The sequence below is a fragment of the Flindersiella endophytica genome (genome assembly GCF_054779015.1).
Genome location: NZ_BAAGYY010000024.1, coordinates 305,568 through 325,718 on the forward strand (window position 1 = coordinate 305,568; position 20,151 = coordinate 325,718).

At 68.7% G+C, this 20,151-nt stretch carries 17 protein-coding genes; 10 read left to right on the plus strand and 7 right to left on the minus strand.

Annotation, left to right across the window (positions count from 1 at the left end; all coding sequences use genetic code 11):
* Positions 1-7: 7 nt before the first annotated feature.
* Together ACYVF6_RS29240 and ACYVF6_RS29245 are read right to left on the minus strand one after the other, a co-directional pair.
* A complete protein-coding gene (locus ACYVF6_RS29240; protein ID WP_460525821.1) occupies positions 8-1,036 on the minus strand; it encodes a LacI family DNA-binding transcriptional regulator in 1,029 nt (342 codons plus the stop codon).
* Positions 1,033-2,055, minus strand: coding sequence for a LacI family DNA-binding transcriptional regulator (locus ACYVF6_RS29245; RefSeq protein WP_460525822.1), 1,023 nt, complete (start codon positions 2,053-2,055; stop codon positions 1,033-1,035). The genes ACYVF6_RS29240 and ACYVF6_RS29245 overlap by 4 nt, the downstream gene beginning before the upstream one ends.
* Positions 2,056-2,200: 145 nt before the next feature.
* Between ACYVF6_RS29245 and ACYVF6_RS29250 the strand changes: the two genes are divergently transcribed.
* The 4 genes from ACYVF6_RS29250 (at position 2,201) to ACYVF6_RS29265 (ending at position 7,452) form a co-directional block, all read left to right on the plus strand.
* On the plus strand, positions 2,201-3,181 hold the full coding sequence (locus ACYVF6_RS29250; RefSeq protein ID WP_460525823.1) for an aldo-keto reductase family protein: 981 nt from the start codon (positions 2,201-2,203) through the stop codon (positions 3,179-3,181).
* Entirely contained in the window at positions 3,178-3,738 is a 561-nt protein-coding gene (locus ACYVF6_RS29255) for a TetR/AcrR family transcriptional regulator (RefSeq protein WP_460525824.1), read from the plus strand. The genes ACYVF6_RS29250 and ACYVF6_RS29255 overlap by 4 nt, the downstream gene beginning before the upstream one ends.
* A gap of 264 nt (positions 3,739-4,002) precedes the next feature.
* Positions 4,003-4,902, plus strand: a complete 900-nt coding sequence (locus ACYVF6_RS29260) for a GNAT family N-acetyltransferase (protein ID WP_460525825.1) — start codon at positions 4,003-4,005, stop codon at positions 4,900-4,902.
* 102 nt (positions 4,903-5,004) lie between these two features.
* Positions 5,005-7,452 carry a CehA/McbA family metallohydrolase domain-containing protein gene (locus tag ACYVF6_RS29265; RefSeq protein WP_460525826.1) on the plus strand — a complete coding sequence of 816 codons (2,448 nt, stop codon included), beginning with the start codon at positions 5,005-5,007 and terminating at the stop codon, positions 7,450-7,452.
* 59 nt (positions 7,453-7,511) lie between these two features.
* On the opposite strand, the gene ACYVF6_RS29270 is transcribed toward ACYVF6_RS29265, so the two are convergent.
* Positions 7,512-8,855 (minus strand): MFS transporter, encoded by a 1,344-nt coding sequence (locus tag ACYVF6_RS29270; protein ID WP_460525827.1) that lies wholly within the window; start codon positions 8,853-8,855, stop codon positions 7,512-7,514.
* Between ACYVF6_RS29270 and ACYVF6_RS29275 the strand changes: the two genes are divergently transcribed.
* On the plus strand, positions 8,842-9,720 hold the full coding sequence (locus ACYVF6_RS29275; RefSeq protein WP_460525828.1) for a tyrosine-type recombinase/integrase: 879 nt from the start codon (positions 8,842-8,844) through the stop codon (positions 9,718-9,720). The genes ACYVF6_RS29270 and ACYVF6_RS29275 overlap by 14 nt on opposite strands.
* A gap of 19 nt (positions 9,721-9,739) precedes the next feature.
* Here ACYVF6_RS29275 and ACYVF6_RS29280 read toward each other — a convergent pair whose 3' ends face one another.
* The gene (locus ACYVF6_RS29280; RefSeq protein WP_460525829.1) at positions 9,740-10,219 is read right to left on the minus strand and encodes a luciferase domain-containing protein; all 480 of its coding nucleotides are present in this window, start codon (positions 10,217-10,219) and stop codon (positions 9,740-9,742) included.
* A gap of 184 nt (positions 10,220-10,403) precedes the next feature.
* Here ACYVF6_RS29280 and ACYVF6_RS29285 point away from each other — a divergent pair, with 184 nt between their 5' ends.
* Positions 10,404-11,987: an alpha/beta hydrolase gene (locus ACYVF6_RS29285; protein ID WP_460525830.1), complete on the plus strand. Its 1,584-nt coding sequence runs from the start codon at positions 10,404-10,406 to the stop codon at positions 11,985-11,987.
* Here ACYVF6_RS29285 and ACYVF6_RS29290 read toward each other — a convergent pair.
* Positions 11,912-13,837, minus strand: coding sequence for a sensor histidine kinase (locus tag ACYVF6_RS29290; protein ID WP_460525831.1), 1,926 nt, complete (start codon positions 13,835-13,837; stop codon positions 11,912-11,914). The genes ACYVF6_RS29285 and ACYVF6_RS29290 overlap by 76 nt on opposite strands.
* Positions 13,837-14,553, minus strand: coding sequence for a response regulator transcription factor (locus ACYVF6_RS29295; RefSeq protein WP_460525832.1), 717 nt, complete (start codon positions 14,551-14,553; stop codon positions 13,837-13,839). Before ACYVF6_RS29295 ends, ACYVF6_RS29290 begins: the two co-directional genes overlap by 1 nt.
* A 123-nt stretch (positions 14,554-14,676) precedes the next feature.
* Between ACYVF6_RS29295 and ACYVF6_RS29300 the strand changes: the two genes are divergently transcribed.
* Genes ACYVF6_RS29300 through ACYVF6_RS29315 form a run of 4 tightly spaced genes read left to right on the plus strand, consistent with a single transcriptional unit; the run spans position 14,677 to position 19,164 of the window.
* Positions 14,677-15,801 (plus strand): hypothetical protein, encoded by a 1,125-nt coding sequence (locus ACYVF6_RS29300; RefSeq protein WP_460525833.1) that lies wholly within the window; start codon positions 14,677-14,679, stop codon positions 15,799-15,801.
* Positions 15,798-17,246, plus strand: coding sequence for a peptidoglycan-binding protein (locus ACYVF6_RS29305; protein WP_460525834.1), 1,449 nt, complete (start codon positions 15,798-15,800; stop codon positions 17,244-17,246). Before ACYVF6_RS29300 ends, ACYVF6_RS29305 begins: the two co-directional genes overlap by 4 nt.
* Positions 17,247-17,257: 11 nt before the next feature.
* A complete protein-coding gene (locus ACYVF6_RS29310) occupies positions 17,258-17,905 on the plus strand; it encodes an ABC transporter ATP-binding protein (protein WP_460526586.1) in 648 nt (215 codons plus the stop codon).
* 23 nt (positions 17,906-17,928) lie between these two features.
* Positions 17,929-19,164 (plus strand): ABC transporter permease, encoded by a 1,236-nt coding sequence (locus ACYVF6_RS29315; protein WP_460525835.1) that lies wholly within the window; start codon positions 17,929-17,931, stop codon positions 19,162-19,164.
* Positions 19,165-19,221: 57 nt separating this feature from the next.
* Here the strand turns inward: ACYVF6_RS29315 and ACYVF6_RS29320 are convergent, their stop codons facing one another.
* Positions 19,222-20,103, minus strand: a complete 882-nt coding sequence (locus ACYVF6_RS29320; RefSeq protein ID WP_460525836.1) for a LysR family transcriptional regulator — start codon at positions 20,101-20,103, stop codon at positions 19,222-19,224.
* Positions 20,104-20,151: the final 48 nt, after the last annotated feature.

Genomic DNA, 20,151 nt, shown 5'->3' on the forward strand with positions numbered 1-20,151 from the left:
CCCGCGGTCACCGGCGCGTCGAGTCCCGCTCGACGAGCCTCGCCTCTGGCATGACGACCCGGGCCGGCACCGGCTCACCCGCCCGCTCGATCCGCTCCACCAGCAGTGAGCAGATCGCGTCGGCCATCTCGTCGTTGCCCGGCTCGACGGTCGTCAGCGACGGTACGGTGAACCGCCCGGCGTCGAGGTTGTCGAAACCGACGACCTGAACGTCGTCGGGCACGCCTACGCCCGCATCGGCCAGCGCACGCAACGCGCCGATCGCCGCCGAGTCGGTCAACGCGAACACCGCGTCGAACGCGACATCGCCGCGCAGCAAGGCCGAAACCGTGTCGTAGCCATCCACGGCACGGAAGTTCGACGGCAACACCAGAGCGTCGTCGACAGGCACGCCGGCGGCGGCATGTGCCTCGCGATAGCCGAGCGTCCGTAGCTCCGGCATCGAGTGCGCGTCGCCGGAAACCCCGCCCAGCAAGGCGATCCGGCGCGCGCCGGACGCGAGCAGGTGGGCGGTCGCCTGCCGCGCACCGCCGACGTTGTCCATCAGTACGTGGTCGAACCGGGCCGGCACGGCTCGCTCGCCGATCAGGACGACCGGCGTAGCGATGCTCAGCGACTCCAGATCCGCGGCGTCGCCCGCGACCACGCTGAGCACGAAGCCGTCGTACCGGCTCACTCGCGACGCGGCCAGCGTGTCGAGCTCGGCCTCGCGTCGCGCGCCGGTGGTCTCCATCACCAGCCTGACGCCATGCTCGGCGAAGCGATCGGCGAGCCGCTGACCGAGCTCGGAGAAGTAGCCGGACGACAGCTCGGGCACCGCCAAGCCGACAGCATCGGTGCGGCCCATCCGAAGGTGCCGAGCGGTGAGGTTGACCTGATACCCAAGCTCGGCGATCGTCGTGAGGACGCGCTGCTTGGTCGACTCGCTGACCCGCTGCGTCCGCCCGTTGATCACGTTCGACACGGTCATCGTCGAGACCCCCGCCTGCCGCGCGACGTCGGTCATCGTCACGCCACTGCGGCGTGTGCCGCTCATCGCGCTCCACGCCTGTCCGGCGGCGGCGCGGTCGAGGATCGGACGACCAACTCAGGCTCGAACATCAGCTCGTCCCCCGGGGCCGCCGTCCCCAAGATCTGCGCGACCAGCAGATCGACCGCTGCCCGCCCCATCGCCTCGATCGGCTGGCGTACGGTCGTCAACGGCGGATCGGTGCAGTTCATCAGCGCCGAGTCGTCATATCCGATCACCGACACATCATCGGGTACGTCGCGACCGGCCCGCCGCACGCCCCGGATCGCACCGAGGGCGAGCACATCACTCGCGCAGACGATCGCGGTCACGTCCCGCCCAACCAACCGCGCGGCGGCGGCCCGCCCCCCTTCGAGCGAGAAGCGGGCACGTTCGACCAGCTCAGGCCCGTTGTCGAGCCCGGCGTCCGCCGTCACAGCCTCGAACGCCGCCAGCTTCCGCGCCGACGGCGCGTGATCGTCATGCCCGATGACCAGCCCGATCCGCCGGTGGCCGAGCGACCGCAGATGCGACATCGCCTGCTCGATGGCCACCGCGTCGTCGCAGGAAACCTGCGTGAACCGAGGATCCTCGGCGGCAGCGTTGACGAGCACGGTCGGTAGCCGGCGCTCGACCAGCTGGGCATAGTGATCGCGCGGCTCCGCCCCCATCGCGTCCAGGCCACTGGCAAAGACCATCCCGGACACCTGCTGGCGGAGCAGAAGATCGACGTACTCGGCTTCGGAAACGCCGCCAACCGTGCGCGTGCAGAGCACAGGGGTGAAGCCCTGCTGCGCCAGCACACCACCGACGACCTCCGCCAACGCGGGGAAAATCGGATTCTGGAGCTCAGGAAGAACCAGCCCAACCAACCGAAGCCGGTCACCGCGCAACTGAGTCGGCCGCTCATATCCCATCACGTCAAGAGCGGTGAGGACGGACGTTCGAGTGGCTTCGGAAACCCCGGGCTTCCCGTTCAGCACGCGACTCACGGTGGCCTCACTCACGCCGGCCTTCTTCGCCACCTCGGCCAGCCGTCGCGTCATGGACGCCAGCATACGGTCGTCGCCGACAGAATCCGGTCCATTTCTTGCGGGCCCTCGTCGACATCTTGCCGATGTCTCGCACTGGCCACGGTGGCAACACCACCCACCTTGGCATTGGCGTCTCATTGTGAGACGCTCATGTCTCATGGACTCAGTTGGCCTCCGCAGACTCGGCACCACGCCGATCGAAGTCACGCCGCTCGGGCTGGGCTGCATGCAGTTCGCCGGAACCGGGCTGGTCGAGGGCTTCTTCCCGCCGATCGAACGCCAGGCCGCCGTCAACGTCGTGCGTACTGCGCTCGACGGCGGCGTGAACTGGTTCGACACGGCCGAGATGTACGGCCGCGGCAACTCCGAGCGAATGCTCACCACCGCGTTGCGGGAGCTCGGTGTCGCACCAGGCACGGTGGCCATCGCCACCAAATGGTCGCCTGGTCTGCGTACCTCGGCGAGCATCGGCCGCACAATCCAAGCGCGGTTGGACGCGTTGCAGGGTTACCCGATCGACCTTCACCAGATCCACATGCCATACGGGGGCCTCTCCTCGATCCGCAGCCAGGTGGTGGCGATGGCCAAGCTGGCCAAGGCCGGCAAGGTGTCCGCGGTCGGCGTGAGCAACTTCTCCGCCAAACAGATGGAACTGGCCGCCGAGGTCCTGCGCCGGCACGGCCTGACGCTGGCGTCCAACCAGGTGCAGATCAGCCTGCTCGAGCGCCACATAGAGAACAACGGAGTGCTCGACACCGCCCGCCGCCTCGGTGTCACGCTGATCGCCTACTCTCCTTTGCGTTCCGGAGTTCTCACCGGCCGTTTCCACGACGATCCGGAGCAGTTGAACGCGCTGCCACGGATGCGCCGGCTGCTTGGCGGCTTGAACGTCAAGCGGCTGGAGCGCACGCGGCCGCTGATCGACGAGCTGCGAACGATCGGCGACGCGTACGGCGTCACAGCCGGGCAGGTCGCGCTCAGCTGGGTGATCACGTACTACGGCGAGAGCGTGGTGGCAATTCCGGGTGCCTCCAAGCCCCGGCAGGCGGAGGAAAGCGCTGCCGCGATGCGGCTCCGCCTGACCGAGAAGGAACTCGACCGGCTCAGCGAAGTCAGTGCCGTAGTCTCTGCACGATGAGCAGGAATCGTGCGCTTCGCGACCACATCGCGACAGGCATCATCGAGGTCGCGGCGGACGTTCTGACCGAGCGCGAGGGCGCCAGCATGGCCGAGCTCGCCCAGGCCGCCGGTGTCTCCCGTGCCACGTTGTACCGCTACTTCCCCAACCGAGACGCCCTGCTGCGCGCCTTGCTCGAAACCGCCGTCACGGACCTCAAGGGCCGGCTCACCGATGCGCGGATCGACGACGTCCCTGTCGACGAGGCGATCGCCCGGATCACCCGGGCCCTGATCACGGCGGCCAGCAAGTACCGCACGCTGACGACGCTCGAGAAGTCGCCTGACGAGGAAGCCGAAGCCGACCGGCTGCTGCTGCTGGCACCGTTGCGCAAGCTGTTTCGCAGGGGCAAGCTCGAGGGCGTGTTCCGCGCGGACCTTCCGCTGGAAACGCTGGTCGCGGTCTACGCCGGCATGGTCGAGGGCGCCGTTCGCCGGGTCATCGAAGGCGAGTTCGGCGTCGAGCAGGCCAGCGCGGCCATCACCGGCATCTACCTCAACGGTGTGTTGGAAAAATGAGCCTCGAAAGATCCCCTTGTGCAGAAGGGCATTGCTCGGCATAGAAACGCACTCACCGCACCGCGAAGGCGATCCTGCAGCGAGCCATGGTGGTCACCTCAGGGGAAGGCTTCGAGACGCCGGACCCACGCTCGGCACCACACGGTGGGACCTGCAGGTCGCGAGGGTCTGACGCGCCAACATCGGCCTGGCCGACCTCACGTAGCCAAGTCGTCCGCGTAATTCAGGTGCGCGGCGGGCAGAGTGCACCCCATCCTGTTCGCCATGGAGTTCCCGCTGCCCGCCCGCCCTCTTCACCCCGACGACGCCCAGGCCGTCACCGACCTCATCGCCGTCTGCGAACACGCCGACACCGGTGAGGTCGCCATCGAGCTCGAAGACATCATCAGCGACTGGAAGCGCCCCAGCTTCGACCTCGCCACAGACACCCTCGGCCTCTTCGAAGGCGCCGACCTCGTCGCCTACGCCGAGGTCTTCAAGGCCAGACGCGCCACCGTCCACGTCGACCCCGCCAACCGTGGCCGCGGCCTGGGCACCGCTCTCCTGCACTGGACCTGGCAGCGGACGAAGGAGGCCGGCGGCTCGCTGATCGGCCAGACGGTGCCCGACAGCAACGCCGGCGCCGTCGAGCTGTTCCGGGCCAACGGCTACGCGCCGATGTGGACGTCCTGGGTCCTGCGGCTGCCGCGCGACGTCGAGCTCGCCGACGTGCCGCTGCCGGACGGCATCACGATCCGGCCGTACGTCCCGGAACGCGAGGAGCACGCCGCCTACCAGGTCATCGAGGACGCCTTCAACGAGTGGCCCGACCGCGACCCCTCGAGCTACGACGACTGGGCCGCGGGCGTACTGGGCCGCCCCGGCTTCGAGCAGTGGAACCTGCGGGTTGCCGTCAACGAGCGCGCGGAGATCGTCGGGGTCTGTCACGTTTTCGGCAGCGGCGAAACCGGCTGGGTCAACCAGATCGCGGTCCGCAAGGACCACCGTGGCCGTGGCCTCGGCCAGGCCCTGCTCCGCTCGGCGTTCGCCGCCGCCCGCGAGCACGGCTCGCCCGTCGGCGAGTTGTCCACCGACTCACGAACGGGCGCACTCGGCCTCTACGAGCACCTCGGCATGCGGGTTACCAGCAGCTACACCCACTACGCGCTCGCCCTGACCCCGTAACGGAGACCATCCCGCTCCTGCGCGGGAGCGGGACCAGCGCACCGACGGCCGGATCGGGAATTCGGCTGGCGGTCACAGGAGCCGCGTGCGTACGATCCGGCAATGAGCGCATACCAACCTCTGGACCTCAGCTCGCTCTACAACGCCGGCCTCGACGTGCTCGCCGACGACGACACCTCCGGCTTTCCCCTGGGAGCGAAGCTCTTTCGCGGACTCCCCTTCCAGATCGGCGACGGGTCGGGTGAACGCTGCTTCGTCAAGCCCGGTTCGACAGTCTCCGTCCCGGTCGGCCAGGCCGCTCGCTGGGTGGTCTTCGCCCACCGTCAGCTCGAGCCCACCAAACCCGCCGGCCACGGAGTCGGCACACACGTCGCCGACTACGTGTTCCACCTCGAAAGCGGCACGGCCGTCACCGTTCCGATCCGCGAACGGTTCGAGATCCAGATCCTCGGGCACGAGTGGGGCCGGTTCCCGTTCCGAGCGCTGCCCGACAAGCAGGACTTCAACTTCCCCCGGTTCAAGGGCAACTGGAGCGGCTCCGGCTTCCGGCTCGTCGAGCACATGAAGGGCTGGCCGGACGGGTTCTACCTGTGGTACTGGGAAAACCCCGAGCCCGGCACAGCCATCGAGCGGATCGACCTTGTTCCCAAGGGCGTTCCGTTCGTCGTCGGTGGCATCACGGTCAGCGACCTCGACGAGGAGCCGTTCGTTCGTACGCCCGCGCGGCCGGTCCGGCTCACGGTCACCGACGAGAAGGTCGCCAAGACCGACGGCGTCCTGGACCTGGATGTCGACCGCGGCACCGCCGCCTACCCGCAGCCGATCTCCACCGAGGACGACCGGCCGGGCTGGGGCACGCGGGACGAGGAGCGCCGGATGAGCCCGGCGTACTCCACCGTCGCCGCGCTCCCGTCGGCGACGCTGGTCGTCGGACACCAGGGCGAGGAGTACGGCCGGGTGCGCTGGGCCGACGTCGAACGCGACGGCTCCGCGGAGGACGGCAAGGTCCGCGTCGAGTTGGTCGATCCGGGTCGCAACTGGGTGCACGTGACCGTGGTCGACGACGCGACCGGCCAGCCGGTGCCGTGCCGCGTCCATTTCCGTTCACCGGAAGGCGTTCCCTACCAGCCACACGGCCACCACAACCACGTCGCGCAGAACCTCGAGAGCTGGCACTACGACGTCGGCGGCGACGTCAAGCTCGGCAACACGACCTACGCCTACATCGACGGCACCTGCCAGGGCTGGCTGCCGCGCGGTCAGGTCCAGGTCGATGTCGCGCGCGGGTTCGAGTACGAGCCGCTGCGGGAGGCCGTACGCATCGAGAACGGCCAGCGGGAACTCACGCTGCGACTGAAGCGCAACACAGACCTCGCGGCCCAGGGCTGGTGGTCCGGCGACTCCCACGTCCACTTCCTGTCGACGGCGGGAGCGCAGCTGGAGCAGCGCGGCGAGGATCTCAAGGTGGTCAACCTGCTGCAGGCACAGTGGGGCGCGTTGTTCACCAACACCGAGGACTTCACCGGCCGGCAGAGCATCATCGACGGCGGCGACTACGTCACCTACGTCGGCCAGGAGAACCGGCAGCACCAGCTCGGCCACATGTTGCTGTGGGGGTTGAAGAAACCCGTCATGCCGTGGTCCAGCGACGGCCCCGACGAGGCCGACCTCGGCGGCGCGCTCGACGCGACGCTGAGCGACTGGGCCGACCGTACACACGCACAGGGCGGCACGGTCGTCGCCGCGCACTTCCCCAACCCCAACGGTGAGCCGGCCGTGCTCGTCACGACGGGACGCGCGGACGCCGTGGAGATGCTGGCGGTCGGCGACGACCCGCTGCTGGAGTACTACCGCTATCTCAACTGTGGCTACCGATTGCCGCTCGTCGGCGGCACCGACAAGATGTCGAGCAGCGTGCCCGTGGGCATCTACCGTACGTACGCCAGGCTCGGCGACGACGAGGAGTTCTCCTACGACGGCTGGTGCCGTGCGGTGCGGGAGGGGCGGACGTTCCTCTCGGGCGGGCCGCTGCTGTCGTTCTCCGTCGAGGGTCGGCAGGCCGGCGACACGCTCGCGCTCAGCGGAGCCGGCACCGTACACGTCGAGGCATCGGTGACGAGCATCTTCCCGTTGTCCAAGCTGGAGATCGTCTGCAACGGCGAGGTCGTGGCCGCCGCGACCGCCTCGTCCGCCGGCGGCGAGCGTCAATTCACGCTTGCCGAGGACGTCCGGATCGACGGCCACTCGTGGATCGTGTGCCGCGCGTTCGGCACGCAGCACCACCTCGACGAGTGGGGCCGGCAGGTGTTCGCGCACACGTCGCCGGTATACGTCGCGTGCAACGGGCCGTGGGGCATGGCCGATCCCGACGGGCTGCACTACCTCCGCACGCTGGTCGAGGGATCGCGCGACTACATCCGCCACACCGCGATCCGGCGTTCCGACGCCCTCACCACGCACCACCACGGCGAGGCAGACCACCTGGCCTGGCTGGAACGCCCGTTCAACGAAGCGCTCGCAGCTTTGGAGGAACGGCGCAAGTCGGGCTGACCGTCCGTGCGAACACCAAGCTCTCGGCGATGCGGGCGAGCACGACCTCGAGCTCGCCCTCATCGAGGGGAGGAAGGCCCCTCGCGCAGCCTCGAGAACGCGAGCAGCGCACCCCCGACGAGTAGCGGGACGCCGAGGAGGAACGCCGCACGGATGCCCAGTGCTGTAGCGGCGATGCCGCCCAGGAGCGCGCCAAGCGGTGACGCGCCCATGATGGCGGTCCGGTCGGCGCTGCCGACGCGGCCGAGGAGCTCGGATGGCGTGAGGGTCTGGAAGGCCGTGGCCACGAGGACGTTCCAGATGGCGAACGCGAAGCTGCTGACGGCGAGCATGCACGCGGCGAGCACTGTCTGATCGGTGAGTGCGAGGGCGACTTGCGCGGCCGCCGCGGAAAGCATGAGCGTTCCAAGAATGGCGCCGGTAGAGCGGATGCGTGCCGTCAAGCGAGCCGCTGCCAGGCCACCGAGCACGCCACCGAACGCGCCGAGTCCGACCAGCACACCGTAGGCGGCCACGGGAAGGCCGAGGATCTGACCTACGTACAGGGGAAACAGGGCGAACCATGCGGAGTCGGTGAGCGCGAAGGTCACGCTCAGGATCGTGACGAGGCGAAGTCGACGATGGTGGAACAACCACACCATGCCATCGCGCATCTCGCGGACGAGCATGCGGACATCCGCCACCGCGGCGGGGCGCACGCCAGGGCTCGGCGCCCGGGGGCCACGTAGAGACCGGAACAACCAGGACGACAGGGCGGACATCGCCGCATGGACGGCGAGCGGAAGGCTGGGGCCGATTCCGAAGAGGAGACCGCCGACGGCCGGGCCGGCCAGCTCGCCCGTTGCTACCCTCGCTCCCACCAGGCGGCCGTTCGCCTGCTCGAGCTGAGCCGGTGCGACAACCATCGGCGTGATGGTCATCGCGGCCGTGCCGCTCAACGTGCCGCACGTTCCGACCGCGAAGGCGACCACGTAGATCGCGGTGATGCTCGCGTGTCCCGACCACACGAGCACGGCGAGGACCGCGGCGAGCAACCCACCGACCACGGTCGCCGACGACGCGAGCCGTCCCCTGTCCACCCGGTCGACGATCGCACCGGACAGCAACCCGAACACCAGCCAGGGCGCCTCGACGGCCACCGCGACACCGGACACCAGCGACGGTTCGGACGTGAGCGTCGCGGCAAGCATCGGCAGCGCGGAGATGTACATGCCGTCCCCGAGACTCCCCAGCGTGCCAGCGGTCCAGAGCCTGCCGTAAGCCGATCCCAACCCTGCCATCGAAGGCACCTCCTCGACTCCGCAATATCGGAACTTCAGCAGCCTACTACTTCCGATATTGCGAACCTTGCGATATCGTCGTCCGAGACGATGGCGAAGGAGCCCGGCGTTGGCGCTGATCACATCCGAACGGGCACGCGAGGTGCAGACGGCCTACGAGCAGGTCCTTGCCGGAGCCGAACTCGCCGACTCCTCGCGACGGGCGTACATCTCGCGAGTCTCGGGGTTCCTGCGCTGGCTCGCCGGCGACGAGGTGGGTGGAAGCGACTTCGGCCGGGGCGATCCGCTCTCGGACGCGACGATCCGGGATCGCGCGGTCCGCGACTACCTGTCGTGGCTGAGGACCGAACGCCGCGCGCGACCGTCGACGGTCAACGCCGTCCTCACCGCCTTGGACCTCCTCTATGAACGGCTGGGACCCGGCCCACCCGCGGGTGTCGCACGGGCAGAGAAACCGCAGGCGCCGCTCGGAGTGCTGACCCACGACCAGCAGACCCGTTTCCTCGAGACCGCCAACCAGGTCGACTCCGCGCGAGACCGCGCGATCCTCCTCACCCTTTACTACACGGGCGTTCGGGTGGCGGAACTTGTCGCGCTCGACCTCGTGGACGTCGACCTTCGCGCCCGCCGGGCACACCTCTACATCCGCGAATCCCCGCGTGGACAGGCTCGCCGCATCCCGCTGGAGCCCCAGCCACGACAAGCCATCCGCGAATGGGGGCACGAGCGCGAGCGATGGGCGACGAAAACCACCGCGTGCTTCGTGAACCGGCGGGGAGACCGGCTCACCACCCGCTGGGTCGGCGACCTGGTGGGCCGGGTGGGCGGCAAAGCCCAGCTCACCAGGCAGGACAGCCCGCTCTCGCCGACCGTGCTCAGGCACACCTACGGCAATCGGCTACGCCGTCAGGGAACCCCCGTCGATGCCATTGCCGATCTGCTGGGACATCGACGCAAGGACACGTTGACACGCGAATGGCGTCGATGACAGACCGGCTCCCAACCCTTCAGGCGTGGCCCCAGGTGTTGGTGCTGGCACTGCGTGCGAACACCAAGCTCTCGGCGATGAGTGCGAGCACGACCTCGAGCTCGCCCGCGTCGCGCGGGCCGTAGACCATGATCTCCGTGTCGTGGTCGGCGTAGCCGTGCGGCTCGCCCCAGCCCAGCTCACACACCTCTTTCGCGCGTTCGGCCGGCAGGCAGAGATGGATGCTCGTGTCGGTGACGCCGTGCAGGTGTGCCGGTTCGAGCGGCGGGCCGGCCGCGAGCGAGGTCGAGCCGTCCTTCACCTCGGTCAGGTCGTCGAACAGCAACGCCCGCGACGACACCGGTGACACCTGGCTACGCCCCTCGACGACGTGCGGCAGCCTGGTCGCCTCGAACACGAGCCGGCCCCACAGCTCGGGCGGCGCCTGCTGGTCGAGCTGCCGGTGCGGCCCTTCGTCGGACGTCCTGGGGCGTACGCCCGAGCGCTTCTCCAATGCCATCCGCGCAGTATAGGTATGTTCGCGCCTCGTCGTTCGAAGGAAGGAGAAACCACTCCCCCCTCTGAACGATACGGCGGCAGCTCGGTTCTACCTATGCTGCGAAGCAGCGGGGGTGGGCTCGTGCGGCTGTAGGCCGAGGGGGCTGGATGGACACCTGCGTGGGGGGATCTGTCTGAGGAGGGAAATGAGCCATCGACTGCGAAAACTGCTTGCCGGCGTTGGGATCGCCGCGGTCGGAGCGGCGCTGCTGCCGGCGGCCACCGCCGGCGCGGCCACCGCGCTGAGCTGGGGCCCTTGCCCGGAGGGAACCGCGTCCGGGCCGTACGCCGCGCTGCTGCAGTGCACGACGGTCAGCGTTCCGCTGGACTACACCGATCCGGACGGCCGGCAGATCGACATCGCGATCTCGCGGCTGGCCAGCACGAACCCGGTCGAACGCCGTGGTGTCCTGCTGACCAACCCGGGCGGTCCGGGCGGCCCGGGCCTGTCGCTGCCGGCCGACCTCGCGGCACTCGGCCTGCCGAGCACCGTCATGGACCGCTACGACGTCATCGGCATGGACCCACGCGGCATCGGGCGCTCGGCACCGGTCAGCTGCGGATTCACCACAGAGCAGGGCATTCTCACCAACATCCCGCCGTACGCCGAGAACGACGCGGACGTCACCGAACAGGCGGCCGTCGCCGAGAGCATCGCGGAGCAGTGCGTGGTCAACGACACCGCCGGGACGCTGCGCTACATGACGACCGCGAACACCGCCCGCGACATGGACCGGATCCGGGTCGCACTCGGCGAACGGAAGATCAGCTATTACGGCATTTCGTACGGCACCGTGCTGGGTTCGGCGTACGCCTCGCTGTTCCCCGAGCGGACCGATCGGGTCGTGCTCGACAGCAACGTCGGCGACACGGCCCTCGACAGTGACGGGTTCCGCAGGTTCGGACTCGGCGCCGAGCAGCGGTTCCCCGACTTCGCGAAGTACGCCGCGGCTCGCAACGGCACGTACGGCATCGGCCGGACCCCGGCAGAGGTGCGGCGCAACTTCTTCGCGCTGGTGGAGCGGCTGAACCGCACGCCGGTCGAAGGCATCGACGGTTCGCTGTTCCGGCTGGAGATGTTCGCCTCTCTGTATTCCGACGCGTCGTTCCCGCAGTTCGCGCAGCTGTGGCAGGCGCTCGACCGGGCGGACGCGGCGACGGCGCGCAAGCTGCTCGCGAAGAGCAGGCTGGCCGAGCCGCACCCGTTCGACAACGCTCTCTCGGCGCAGCTCGCCGTCGTCTGCAACGACAGCGAGTGGCCTCGCGACGTGCGTACGTACCAGCGCCACACCGCACAGGACAGGGCGATCCACCCGTTGTTCGGCGGCGCGGCGGCCAACATCCTGCCGTGCGCGTACTGGCCGGAGCCGCTGGAGCCCCAGGTCGAGATCAGCCGGCGCGGACCGTCCAACATCCTGCTGCTGCAGAACCTCCGCGACCCCGCCACGCCCTACGCCGGCGGGCTCATGCTGCGCTCGAAGTTCGGCAACCGGGCCCGGTTGGTGTCGATCGACCAGGGCGGCCACGGTGCCTACCTGTTCGACGACAACCCGTGTGGCCTCAACACCACGACGAGGTTCCTGGTCGACGGCAAGCGCCCGGCCACCGACAAGTTCTGCGCCGCCGAACGCCAGACAGCCAAGGCCGAATCGGCTCAGGACAAGGGCAGGTGGACGGTGAAGACCGAACCCTTCCCCACTGTGCTCTTCACCGCCACCGCTCCGCTGTGAGCCTCCACTAGATGCTTGGTGATCGCCAGCCCGAGCCCGCTCCCACCGGTTGCCCTGCTACGCGAGGGATCCGCGCGGTAGAACCGCTCGAACAGGTGGGGCAGGTGCTCGGGGGCGATCCCAGGCCCCGTATCGGAGACCGCGCATTCCACGAACCCACCCGACCGCCGAACCGACACCTCCACCCGGCCGCCCTCCCCTGTGTAGGAGAGCGCGTTGTCGACCAGGTTGCCCAGTGCCTGCCGCAACCGCCCCGGATCCGCCTGCACCGTAACGGGTTCGGTCGCCGACAGCTCCAGCTCCACGCCCAGCCGCTCGGCGGTCCCGCAATACGCAGCGACAACCTGCCGGGCCAGGTCCGAGACGTCGCATTCCTCCGGGTGGAGGTGCAGCATCCCGGCATCTGCCAACGCCAGCTGCTGCAGGTCGCCGACCAGCCGTTCCAGGAGCCCGGCGTCCTCCAGCAACGAGCGGACGAGCGAACGGTCCAGCGGCACCACGCCGTCCTCGGCGGCCTCGAGATAGCCGCGAACGTTGGACAGCGGAGTACGCAGCTCGTGCGCGATGTCGCTGACCATCGCCTTGCGCTGTTGCTCGTTGCGTTCGATCGTCTCCGCCATCGTGTTGAACGCCCGCGCCAGCCGGCCGACTTCGTCCTTGCCGCCGGTGGAGACCCGGGCGGTCCGGTCGCCGGCCGTCATGCGCTGGGCAGCACCGGTGAGCGCGTGGATCGGCTGCATCATCCGCCGCCCGGCCAGGACCGTGATGGCGGCCGCGATCAGCAGCACGATCAGCGCAGTTGCCGCGGTACGCCACAGACCGTCGCCGGAGAAAGCGTTGAAGCGGTCGCTGGTGCCGAGATAGAGCTTCGCGACCGGCGCGACATAGGGTCGCAACGCCTCGGTGCGGGCCTTGGCGTCGCAGTCCACCAGCACCTGCTTGGCCTGGTCGGCCGGGGCGACGTCACCCGGCTCACCCAGTTCTCCCGACCCGCCGGACGACTTGGCGTCGACGGCACCCTTGGGTGCCAGGCTGCGCGTTCCGTTGGGCCCGGCCACCTCGACGTACTCCAAGCCGCTGTCGTGCAGGCATTCCTTGGTCAGCGCGAGCTTGGTGGCGTCGACCTCCTTCGCGACCCGGCTCGGCTCAGAGAGCTTGGCCGGAATGCACGGATGCTGCACCGCCGTCTGCTTGGTGGCGATCACGCTGGACCCCCGGGTCAGGGGATCCGCCTTCGCGGCAGCCGGGTCCTCGTCCGGGAGAACGATCTGCGGCACACCCTCGGGCCCGTTCACCGGGATCGCCTCGACGCCATGTTCGGTCAGGCAGGTCATGGCCTGCTTCTCCAGAGCCGCACGTTCGACGAGCTCGGCCTTGCTCATCCGCCAGTACGGCGAGACCGTCGGCCCGCCACCCAGCGAGAAGCCTCCGGAGATGACCGCGGTGCCGGCCTGCTTGTAGACGGCTGTCTCCGGCTGGCTCGGCGGCGCGGCCCAGTCGACCGTCGCGGCAGCCAGCGACGGCAGCGGCACCGACCCCTCGTCCAGCAGCCGCGCGGAGTCGGCGATGAGCTTGCCGTTCTCGTCGGTCAGTGCGATCCGGCGACCGGTCTGCTTCGCGAGCTCGATCACGGTGTCCTCGACACCGTCCCACGAGTCGTGCTCGCCGGCGTAGTTCAGCACGAAGGAGTAGATCATCGTGTCGGTCTCGACCAGGCCGTCGGCCTTCTTGATCTCGCCTTGGAACTGCTCACCAGTGCTGTACGTCGCCAGCACGGCCGTCGCGGCGACCGCGCCGAGCGCGACCGACAACGACAACAGGAGCAGCCGAAGCAGCAGGCTGTGGCGCATCACACCCCCTCGAACTCGGCGTCCTCAGGCTCGGCCAGCTTGTAGCCGACGCCATAGACAGTGAGCAACAGCCGCGGACCGGCTGGGTTGTCCTCGAGCTTCTTGCGCAGGTTCATCACATGGACGTCGATCGTGCGATCCAGTACGTAGTGATCGAAGCCGAACGCGTAGTCCAGCAACTGCTGCCGGGTGAACGCCCGACCGGGCGACTCGGCCAGGCAGGCCAGGATCTTGAACTCCGCCGGCGTGGTCTCGATCGGTTTGCCTTCCAGCCGGATCTCGTGCCGCACCGTGTCGACCGCCAGGCCGCCCACCTCGTAGACGCCCTCGGGCCTAGGCGTCTGCGACCGGCGTAGCAACGCGCGGACGCGGGCCACCAGCTCGCGCGGGCTGTACGGCTTGGTGAGGTAGTCGTCGGCGCCGAGGTCGAGGCCGAGCAGCAGATCGTCCTCTGTCGAACGCGCGGTCAGCATGATGATCGGCAGTTGCTCACCGGTGGCCTGGTCGGCGCGCAGCACGCGGCACACGTCCAGCCCGTCGACGCGCGGCATCATCACGTCCAGCACCAGCAGGTCGGGCCGCCGGCGCCTCGCTTCGTCGATCGCCGACCGGCCGTCGTGGACGACAACGGCGACGTGGCCTTCCCGTTCGAGGTACTTTCGTACCAGGTCGGCCTGTTTTGGGTCATCCTCCGCGACCAGGATTCGTGCTCCCACGCCCCGCAGTGTCGCAACAACACATGAGAAACCTATGAAGATCATGTGCGAGCCCTATTCACACATAACCGGCTGACAGCTCCTTCACAAGTTCTTGATCCCGCTCACGCCACGCTGACGGCCATGAACAGACGACGTTCGGTCGCAATTCTCGCCGGCCTGGCGATCGCGCTCACCGGCTGCGCGAACGGCAACGGCGCGACCACCGACCCCAAGGAGTCCGGTTCCGGCCAGTCCGAGAAGAGCCCGCTGGAGGAGTACCTCGGCAGCAGCCCGCTGGGCAACATGCTCTCCAAGGGCGCCGGCCCCGCCGTCGCGGTGAAGATCGGCGGGGGTGACAGCGACTCCGACGAGAGCCGCGCCCAGCAGCGCCAGGTCGAGGACCTGATCGCCAAGTGCATGCAGAAGGAGGGCTTCACCTACATTCCGGTGCAGCCGGACACGGGCGGCAAGTCGAAGCTCGACGAGGCGTACGAGCTGCCACCCGACAAGTTCGCCGAGCAGTACGGCTACGGCATCACGACGCTCGGCTGGGTGCAGGACCCGAACGACGGCGACGCGGACAGCGACCCGAACCGGGAGATTCGGGACAACTTGTCCGAACAGGCCAGGAAGGCGTACGACAAGGCGCTGAACGGCGCGGGCGCCCAAGTCGTCGTCGGCAGCGACGGCGATGGCGGTGAAGCCCAGCGGAGCACCACCGGCAAGAGCGGCAAGAACGCCGACAACGGCTGTCGGGGCAAGTCGATGGATCAGGTCTACGGCCGCCCTGACAAGGGCGAGATCGGCAACCAGATGGAGAGGTTCCAGAGCCTCTTCGACGACATCGACGCGCTGCGGAAGCGGATCGACTCCGACCCGAGGCTGCAGGACGCGACCAAGGCCTGGTCGGACTGCATGGCCGACAAGAAGTACCGCTTCAGCAAGCCCGAGGAGGCACCGCAGTCGGTGAGCCGGCGTCTGGAGCGGCTGTTCGGCCTGTCCAACCAGCCCGGCTCGAGCACAAGCACGACCGAGCCGAAGAAGCCGGATCCCAAGGAAGTGGCGAAGATCAAGCCGTACGAGCTGGCCGTCGCCAAGGCGGACTATCAGTGCCGCGAGAAGCACTACAACAAGACCTACCACACGGTCCAGTTCGAGCTGGAAGGCGCGTTCGTCAAGGACCACAAGACCGAGCTCGAGGCCTACCGCGACTTCATGTCCGAGCTGCAGTCGCCGAAGGCCACGCCGACGAAGGGTTCGAAGTGATTCGATCGCGGAAGAAGGTGCTCGGCGTGGTGTGCGGCGTCGCCGTCGTCTCGATGGGACTCGGCGTCGCCGCGGGCACCCGGCTCACCTCGCCCGCCGATGCGGCGGCGCGAACCAAGCCGCCGGCTGCCTCGAAGATCACCGTGCCGGTCGAACGCAAGGCGCTGAACAACCAGGTCGTCACCCGGGCGGACGCTTCGTTCGAGGGTGCCGTCGACATCAAGCTCCAGCCGACGGGCGAGGGCAAAGCCGTGGTGACCGGCCAGGTACCCAAGGTCGGGTCACGGATCACCGAAGGCAAGCCGCTGCTGGAGGTCACCGGCCGGCCCGTACTCGCGCTCGCGGGTGAGCTTCCGATGTATCGCGCGCTGCGGCCGGGCATGCGCGGGCCGGACGTCAAGCAGGTGGAGCAAACCCTGCACCGGCTGGGATACGACACCGGCGTGGTCGACGAGAAGTACGACTCGCGAACCTCCTCGGCCGTCGCGAAGCTGTTCCGCAACGCGGGTTACGAGCCGCCGAAGGCCGACGAAGCGCTGACCCAGGCCGTCGACCGAGCGCAGGACGCCCTTGACACAGCCGAGGAGCAGGAGAGCAATGCCGAACGGGCGTTGGAGAACGCGCAGGCCGGGCCGACTCGGACGCAGCGCGTCCAGGCCGAGAACGCCGTGAACCAAGCCGAACGCGCCTTGGCCGAGGCCAAGCGCGCGGGCGACCGGCGCGCGATCGCCGAGGCGACCGAGCAGCTGCGGCTGGCTCGAGCGCAGTTGGCGGATCTGCTGGAGCCGAAGGACACGTCGTCCGAGCGATCCGCGCTCGACGACGCCCGGGCCCGCGTCGACGACGCCGAGGAAACGCTGGCGGAGGCGAAGACCGCGGCCGGCACTCCCCTGCCGATCAGCGAGGTCGTGTTCGTCCGTTCACTGCCGCGCCGGGTCGACTCGATCGAGGTCAAGCGTGGCTCGGAGGTCGGCACCAACGCCGTGATGTCGGTGAGCGGCGCCGACCTGGTGGTCACGGCGAGCGTCGACCCGACCACGAAGTCCCTGCTACGCAAGGGCATGGCGGCGACGATCCACCTTGTCGACGGGCAACGCGTGCAGGCGACCATCACGCGGATCGACCGGGACGACGACTCCGAAGAAGGAACGCAGTACGACGTCGTCATCACGCCCAAGAAGCTGACGGCACAACAGCTCGAGCTGCTGCGCTCGGCGAACGTACGCGTGACGATTCCGGTCCGCAGCACCAAGGGAAAGGTGCTGGCGGTGCCGGTCGCGGCGTTGTCGGCCGGGCCCGGCGGCGAGTCGCGGGTCGAGGTCCTCAAGGGCGGAAAGCGCACGCTGGTGGAGGTCGAGGTGGGCCTGTCGGCCGACGGGTATGCAGAGGTCCGGCCGGTCAACGGTGACCTCTCGGCCGGCGATCAAGTGGTGGTCGGCCGGTGAACGTCGTGGAGATGACGGAGATCGGGCGGGTGTACGCGGGACCGCCCGAGGTGAACGCCATTCGGCGGGTGGACCTGCGGATCGGGGCTGGTGAGTACCTGTCGATCGTCGGGCCGTCCGGCTCGGGCAAGTCGACGTTGCTGCATCTGCTCGGCCTGCTGGACCGGCCGTCCCGGGGCCTGTACCAACTGAACGGCGTCGACACCTCGTCGTTGTCGGAACGTCGTCGCTCGGTGCTGCGTGGCCGGGCGATCGGCTTTGTCTTCCAGGCGTTCCACCTGCTCCCGCATCGCACGGTCGCGGAGAACGTCGCGATGTCGATGCTGTACGTCGGCGTCCCGCGGCGGGAGCGGCTGGCCCGGGCGCGGCAGGCGCTGCAACGAGTCGGGCTCGGCCACCGGATGGAGTTCGCCCCGACCGTGCTGTCGGGTGGCGAGCAGCAACGGGTGGCGATCGCACGGGCCATCGTGTCCGAGCCGAGCCTGCTGCTGGCCGACGAGCCGACCGGCAACCTCGACAGCGCCAACGCCGCCGCGATCCTCGACAGCTTCGACGAGCTCCATCGCGACGGGATGACGATCGCGGTCATCACGCACGACGAGCACGTCAGCGGCCGGGCGCAGCGTCAGGTGCGGATCGTGGACGGGGTGCTCTCGTGAAGGCCGGACTACGGTTCGGGCGCGTGCTTCGGAACCGCCCGCGCGTACGCGACCTCCTGGACGAAGCGCTGGCGGGCGTCACCGCGCGGCCGACCCGGCTGGCACTGACGACGCTCGGTACCGTGCTCGGAATCGCCGCCCTGGTTGGCACGTTGGGCCTCGGCCAGACCGCCGCCGGGCAGATCACGGAGCACTTCGACCTGGCCGCGGCGACTCGGGTCGTGGTCGAACCGGACGAACGCCCCGACCTCGCCGGCGGCTCCGGCGCGACGGCCGCGGTGACCAAGCTCCCGTGGAACGCACCGGCGCGAGTGGAAAGACTCAACGGCGTACAGGTGGCCGGCACTTTCAGCCGCCTCGACATCGGCGACGACACCGTACGTACGATCCCGATCGTCGACCCGTCGGCGAGCTCCGCTCAGGCGATCCCCGCGGTGGCGGGCTCACCGGGCCTGTTCGGCGCGGTGCAGGCGAAGCTCAAGACCGGCCGCTTCTTCGACGCCGGCCACGATCGACGCCGTGACCCCGTTGTCCTGCTGGGCCGCAACGCCGCGAAACGGCTGGGCATCAACCGGATCGACTCCCAGCCGACCATCTTCCTCGGCGACCAGCCGTACACCGTGATCGGCATCATCGACACGGTGTCCAGCCGTTCCGAACTGCTGGATTCGATCGTCATGCCCAACGGCACGGCGCGTTCGGCATATGAGCTGGAAACACCTTCCACGCTGGAGATCCGGACGAGCGTGGGCGCGGCCCAGCTGATCGCCCGCCAAGCCCCGATCGCGATCGAGCCGAACCGCCCGGAGGCGCTGAAGGTCGACGCACCACCGAAGCAGGGCCAGGTACGCGCGGACGTCGAGACCGACGTGAATGCGCTGTTCCTGTTGCTGGGCGGCGTTGCGCTGCTCGTCGGCGGCCTCGGCATCGCCAACGTGACCTTGCTGTCGGTGCTCGAGCGGGTCTCGGAGATCGGCCTGCGGCGGGCACTCGGTGCCGGGCGACGGCATGTGGCCGGACAGTTCCTGGTCGAAAGTGTCGTGGTGGGCTTCCTCGGCGGGCTCCTGGGAACGGCAGTCGGAGTGGTGTTGACCGTCTCGGTCTCAGCTGTCCGCGAGTGGACGCCCCTGCTGGACCTCCGCCTGGTGTTCGTCGCGCCTTTGCTCGGTGCGGCTATCGGCCTGCTGGCAGGAACGTATCCAGCCTGGAAGGCCTCCGCGATCGAGCCGATCACGGCTTTGCGTGGTGTGGGCAGCTAGGGCGGGCGATTACTGCTGGACGCGCGAGCGGATGGCGAGCCTGGCGCGGTTCTGCTTTTACGCAAATCTCGCACGTGCTTGTTTGACCAGGGTGCGGGCGGCGGGGCTGATTGGGGCGTCGCCCTTCCAGGCTAGGACGATTTGGCCGCGGAGTCTTGGGCGGACGATGCCCAGGACGTGCAGGGGGCCGGAATACGCTGTCGCGGTGGATTGAGGGAGGATGGCTACGCCTAGGCCGCGGGAGGCCAACTGGGCGAGGGCGTAGGGCTGGCTGGCCTCGAAGCCGATCGTTGGCTGGATGCCTGCTTCGCTGAATGCTTCGTCCAGGACAGCGCGCAGGCCGGTGCCACGTGGGAGGCAGATCAGCGTACGTGTGGCCAGTGCTTCCAGTGCGATCGGGGCGCGGGTTGCCAATGGATCGTCGGGGGTGACGGCGGCAACCAATGGCTCGTCTATCACGACCTGCGTGGCGATGCCGGGTGGCAGTGGGCCGACCAGGGCGGCCAGTGCGAGGTCGAGCTCGCCGGCGGACAGGGCGGCGAAGAGGTGGTCGGACGCGGCTTCGACGAGGCTGATCTCCACTGCTGGGTGCTCCGCGTGGAAGTCGGCCAGCAGCCCTGGCACGTCGAGTTCCTCTGATGGGAACGCTGTGGCCGTTCCCATCAGCACCCGGCCGCGCACCAACCCAGACAGTTCGTCGACTGCCTGGCGGGCTTCGACGACCGCCGCCAAGGCTGCCTTGGCATGCGGCAGCACCGCCGCTCCGACCTCGGTGAGCCTGATCGTGCGTCCGGAGCGATCGAACAGTGTCTCTCCGAGCTCCCGCTCGAGTCGCCGGATCTGCGCACTCACGCCGGGCTGCGCCACTCGCACTCGCGCCGCCGCCTGGGTGAAACTGCGTTCCTCGGCGACCGCGACGAAGTACTCCAGTTGACGCAACTCCATAACCATCGATTCTAACTCCCAGACTCAACAGAACTTTGCTTT

Coding starts and splice junctions, on each gene's coding strand:
- ACYVF6_RS29240 (WP_460525821.1), bottom strand. CDS start 1,036: ATGAGCGGCACACGCCGCAGTGGCGTGACGATGACCGACGTCGCGCGG.
- ACYVF6_RS29245 (WP_460525822.1), bottom strand. CDS start 2,055: ATGACGCGACGGCTGGCCGAGGTGGCGAAGAAGGCCGGCGTGAGTGAG.
- ACYVF6_RS29250 (WP_460525823.1), top strand. CDS start 2,201: ATGGACTCAGTTGGCCTCCGCAGACTCGGCACCACGCCGATCGAAGTC.
- ACYVF6_RS29255 (WP_460525824.1), top strand. CDS start 3,178: ATGAGCAGGAATCGTGCGCTTCGCGACCACATCGCGACAGGCATCATC.
- ACYVF6_RS29260 (WP_460525825.1), top strand. CDS start 4,003: ATGGAGTTCCCGCTGCCCGCCCGCCCTCTTCACCCCGACGACGCCCAG.
- ACYVF6_RS29265 (WP_460525826.1), top strand. CDS start 5,005: ATGAGCGCATACCAACCTCTGGACCTCAGCTCGCTCTACAACGCCGGC.
- ACYVF6_RS29280 (WP_460525829.1), bottom strand. CDS start 10,219: ATGGCATTGGAGAAGCGCTCGGGCGTACGCCCCAGGACGTCCGACGAA.
- ACYVF6_RS29285 (WP_460525830.1), top strand. CDS start 10,404: ATGAGCCATCGACTGCGAAAACTGCTTGCCGGCGTTGGGATCGCCGCG.
- ACYVF6_RS29290 (WP_460525831.1), bottom strand. CDS start 13,837: ATGCGCCACAGCCTGCTGCTTCGGCTGCTCCTGTTGTCGTTGTCGGTC.
- ACYVF6_RS29300 (WP_460525833.1), top strand. CDS start 14,677: ATGAACAGACGACGTTCGGTCGCAATTCTCGCCGGCCTGGCGATCGCG.
- ACYVF6_RS29310 (WP_460526586.1), top strand. CDS start 17,258: ATGACGGAGATCGGGCGGGTGTACGCGGGACCGCCCGAGGTGAACGCC.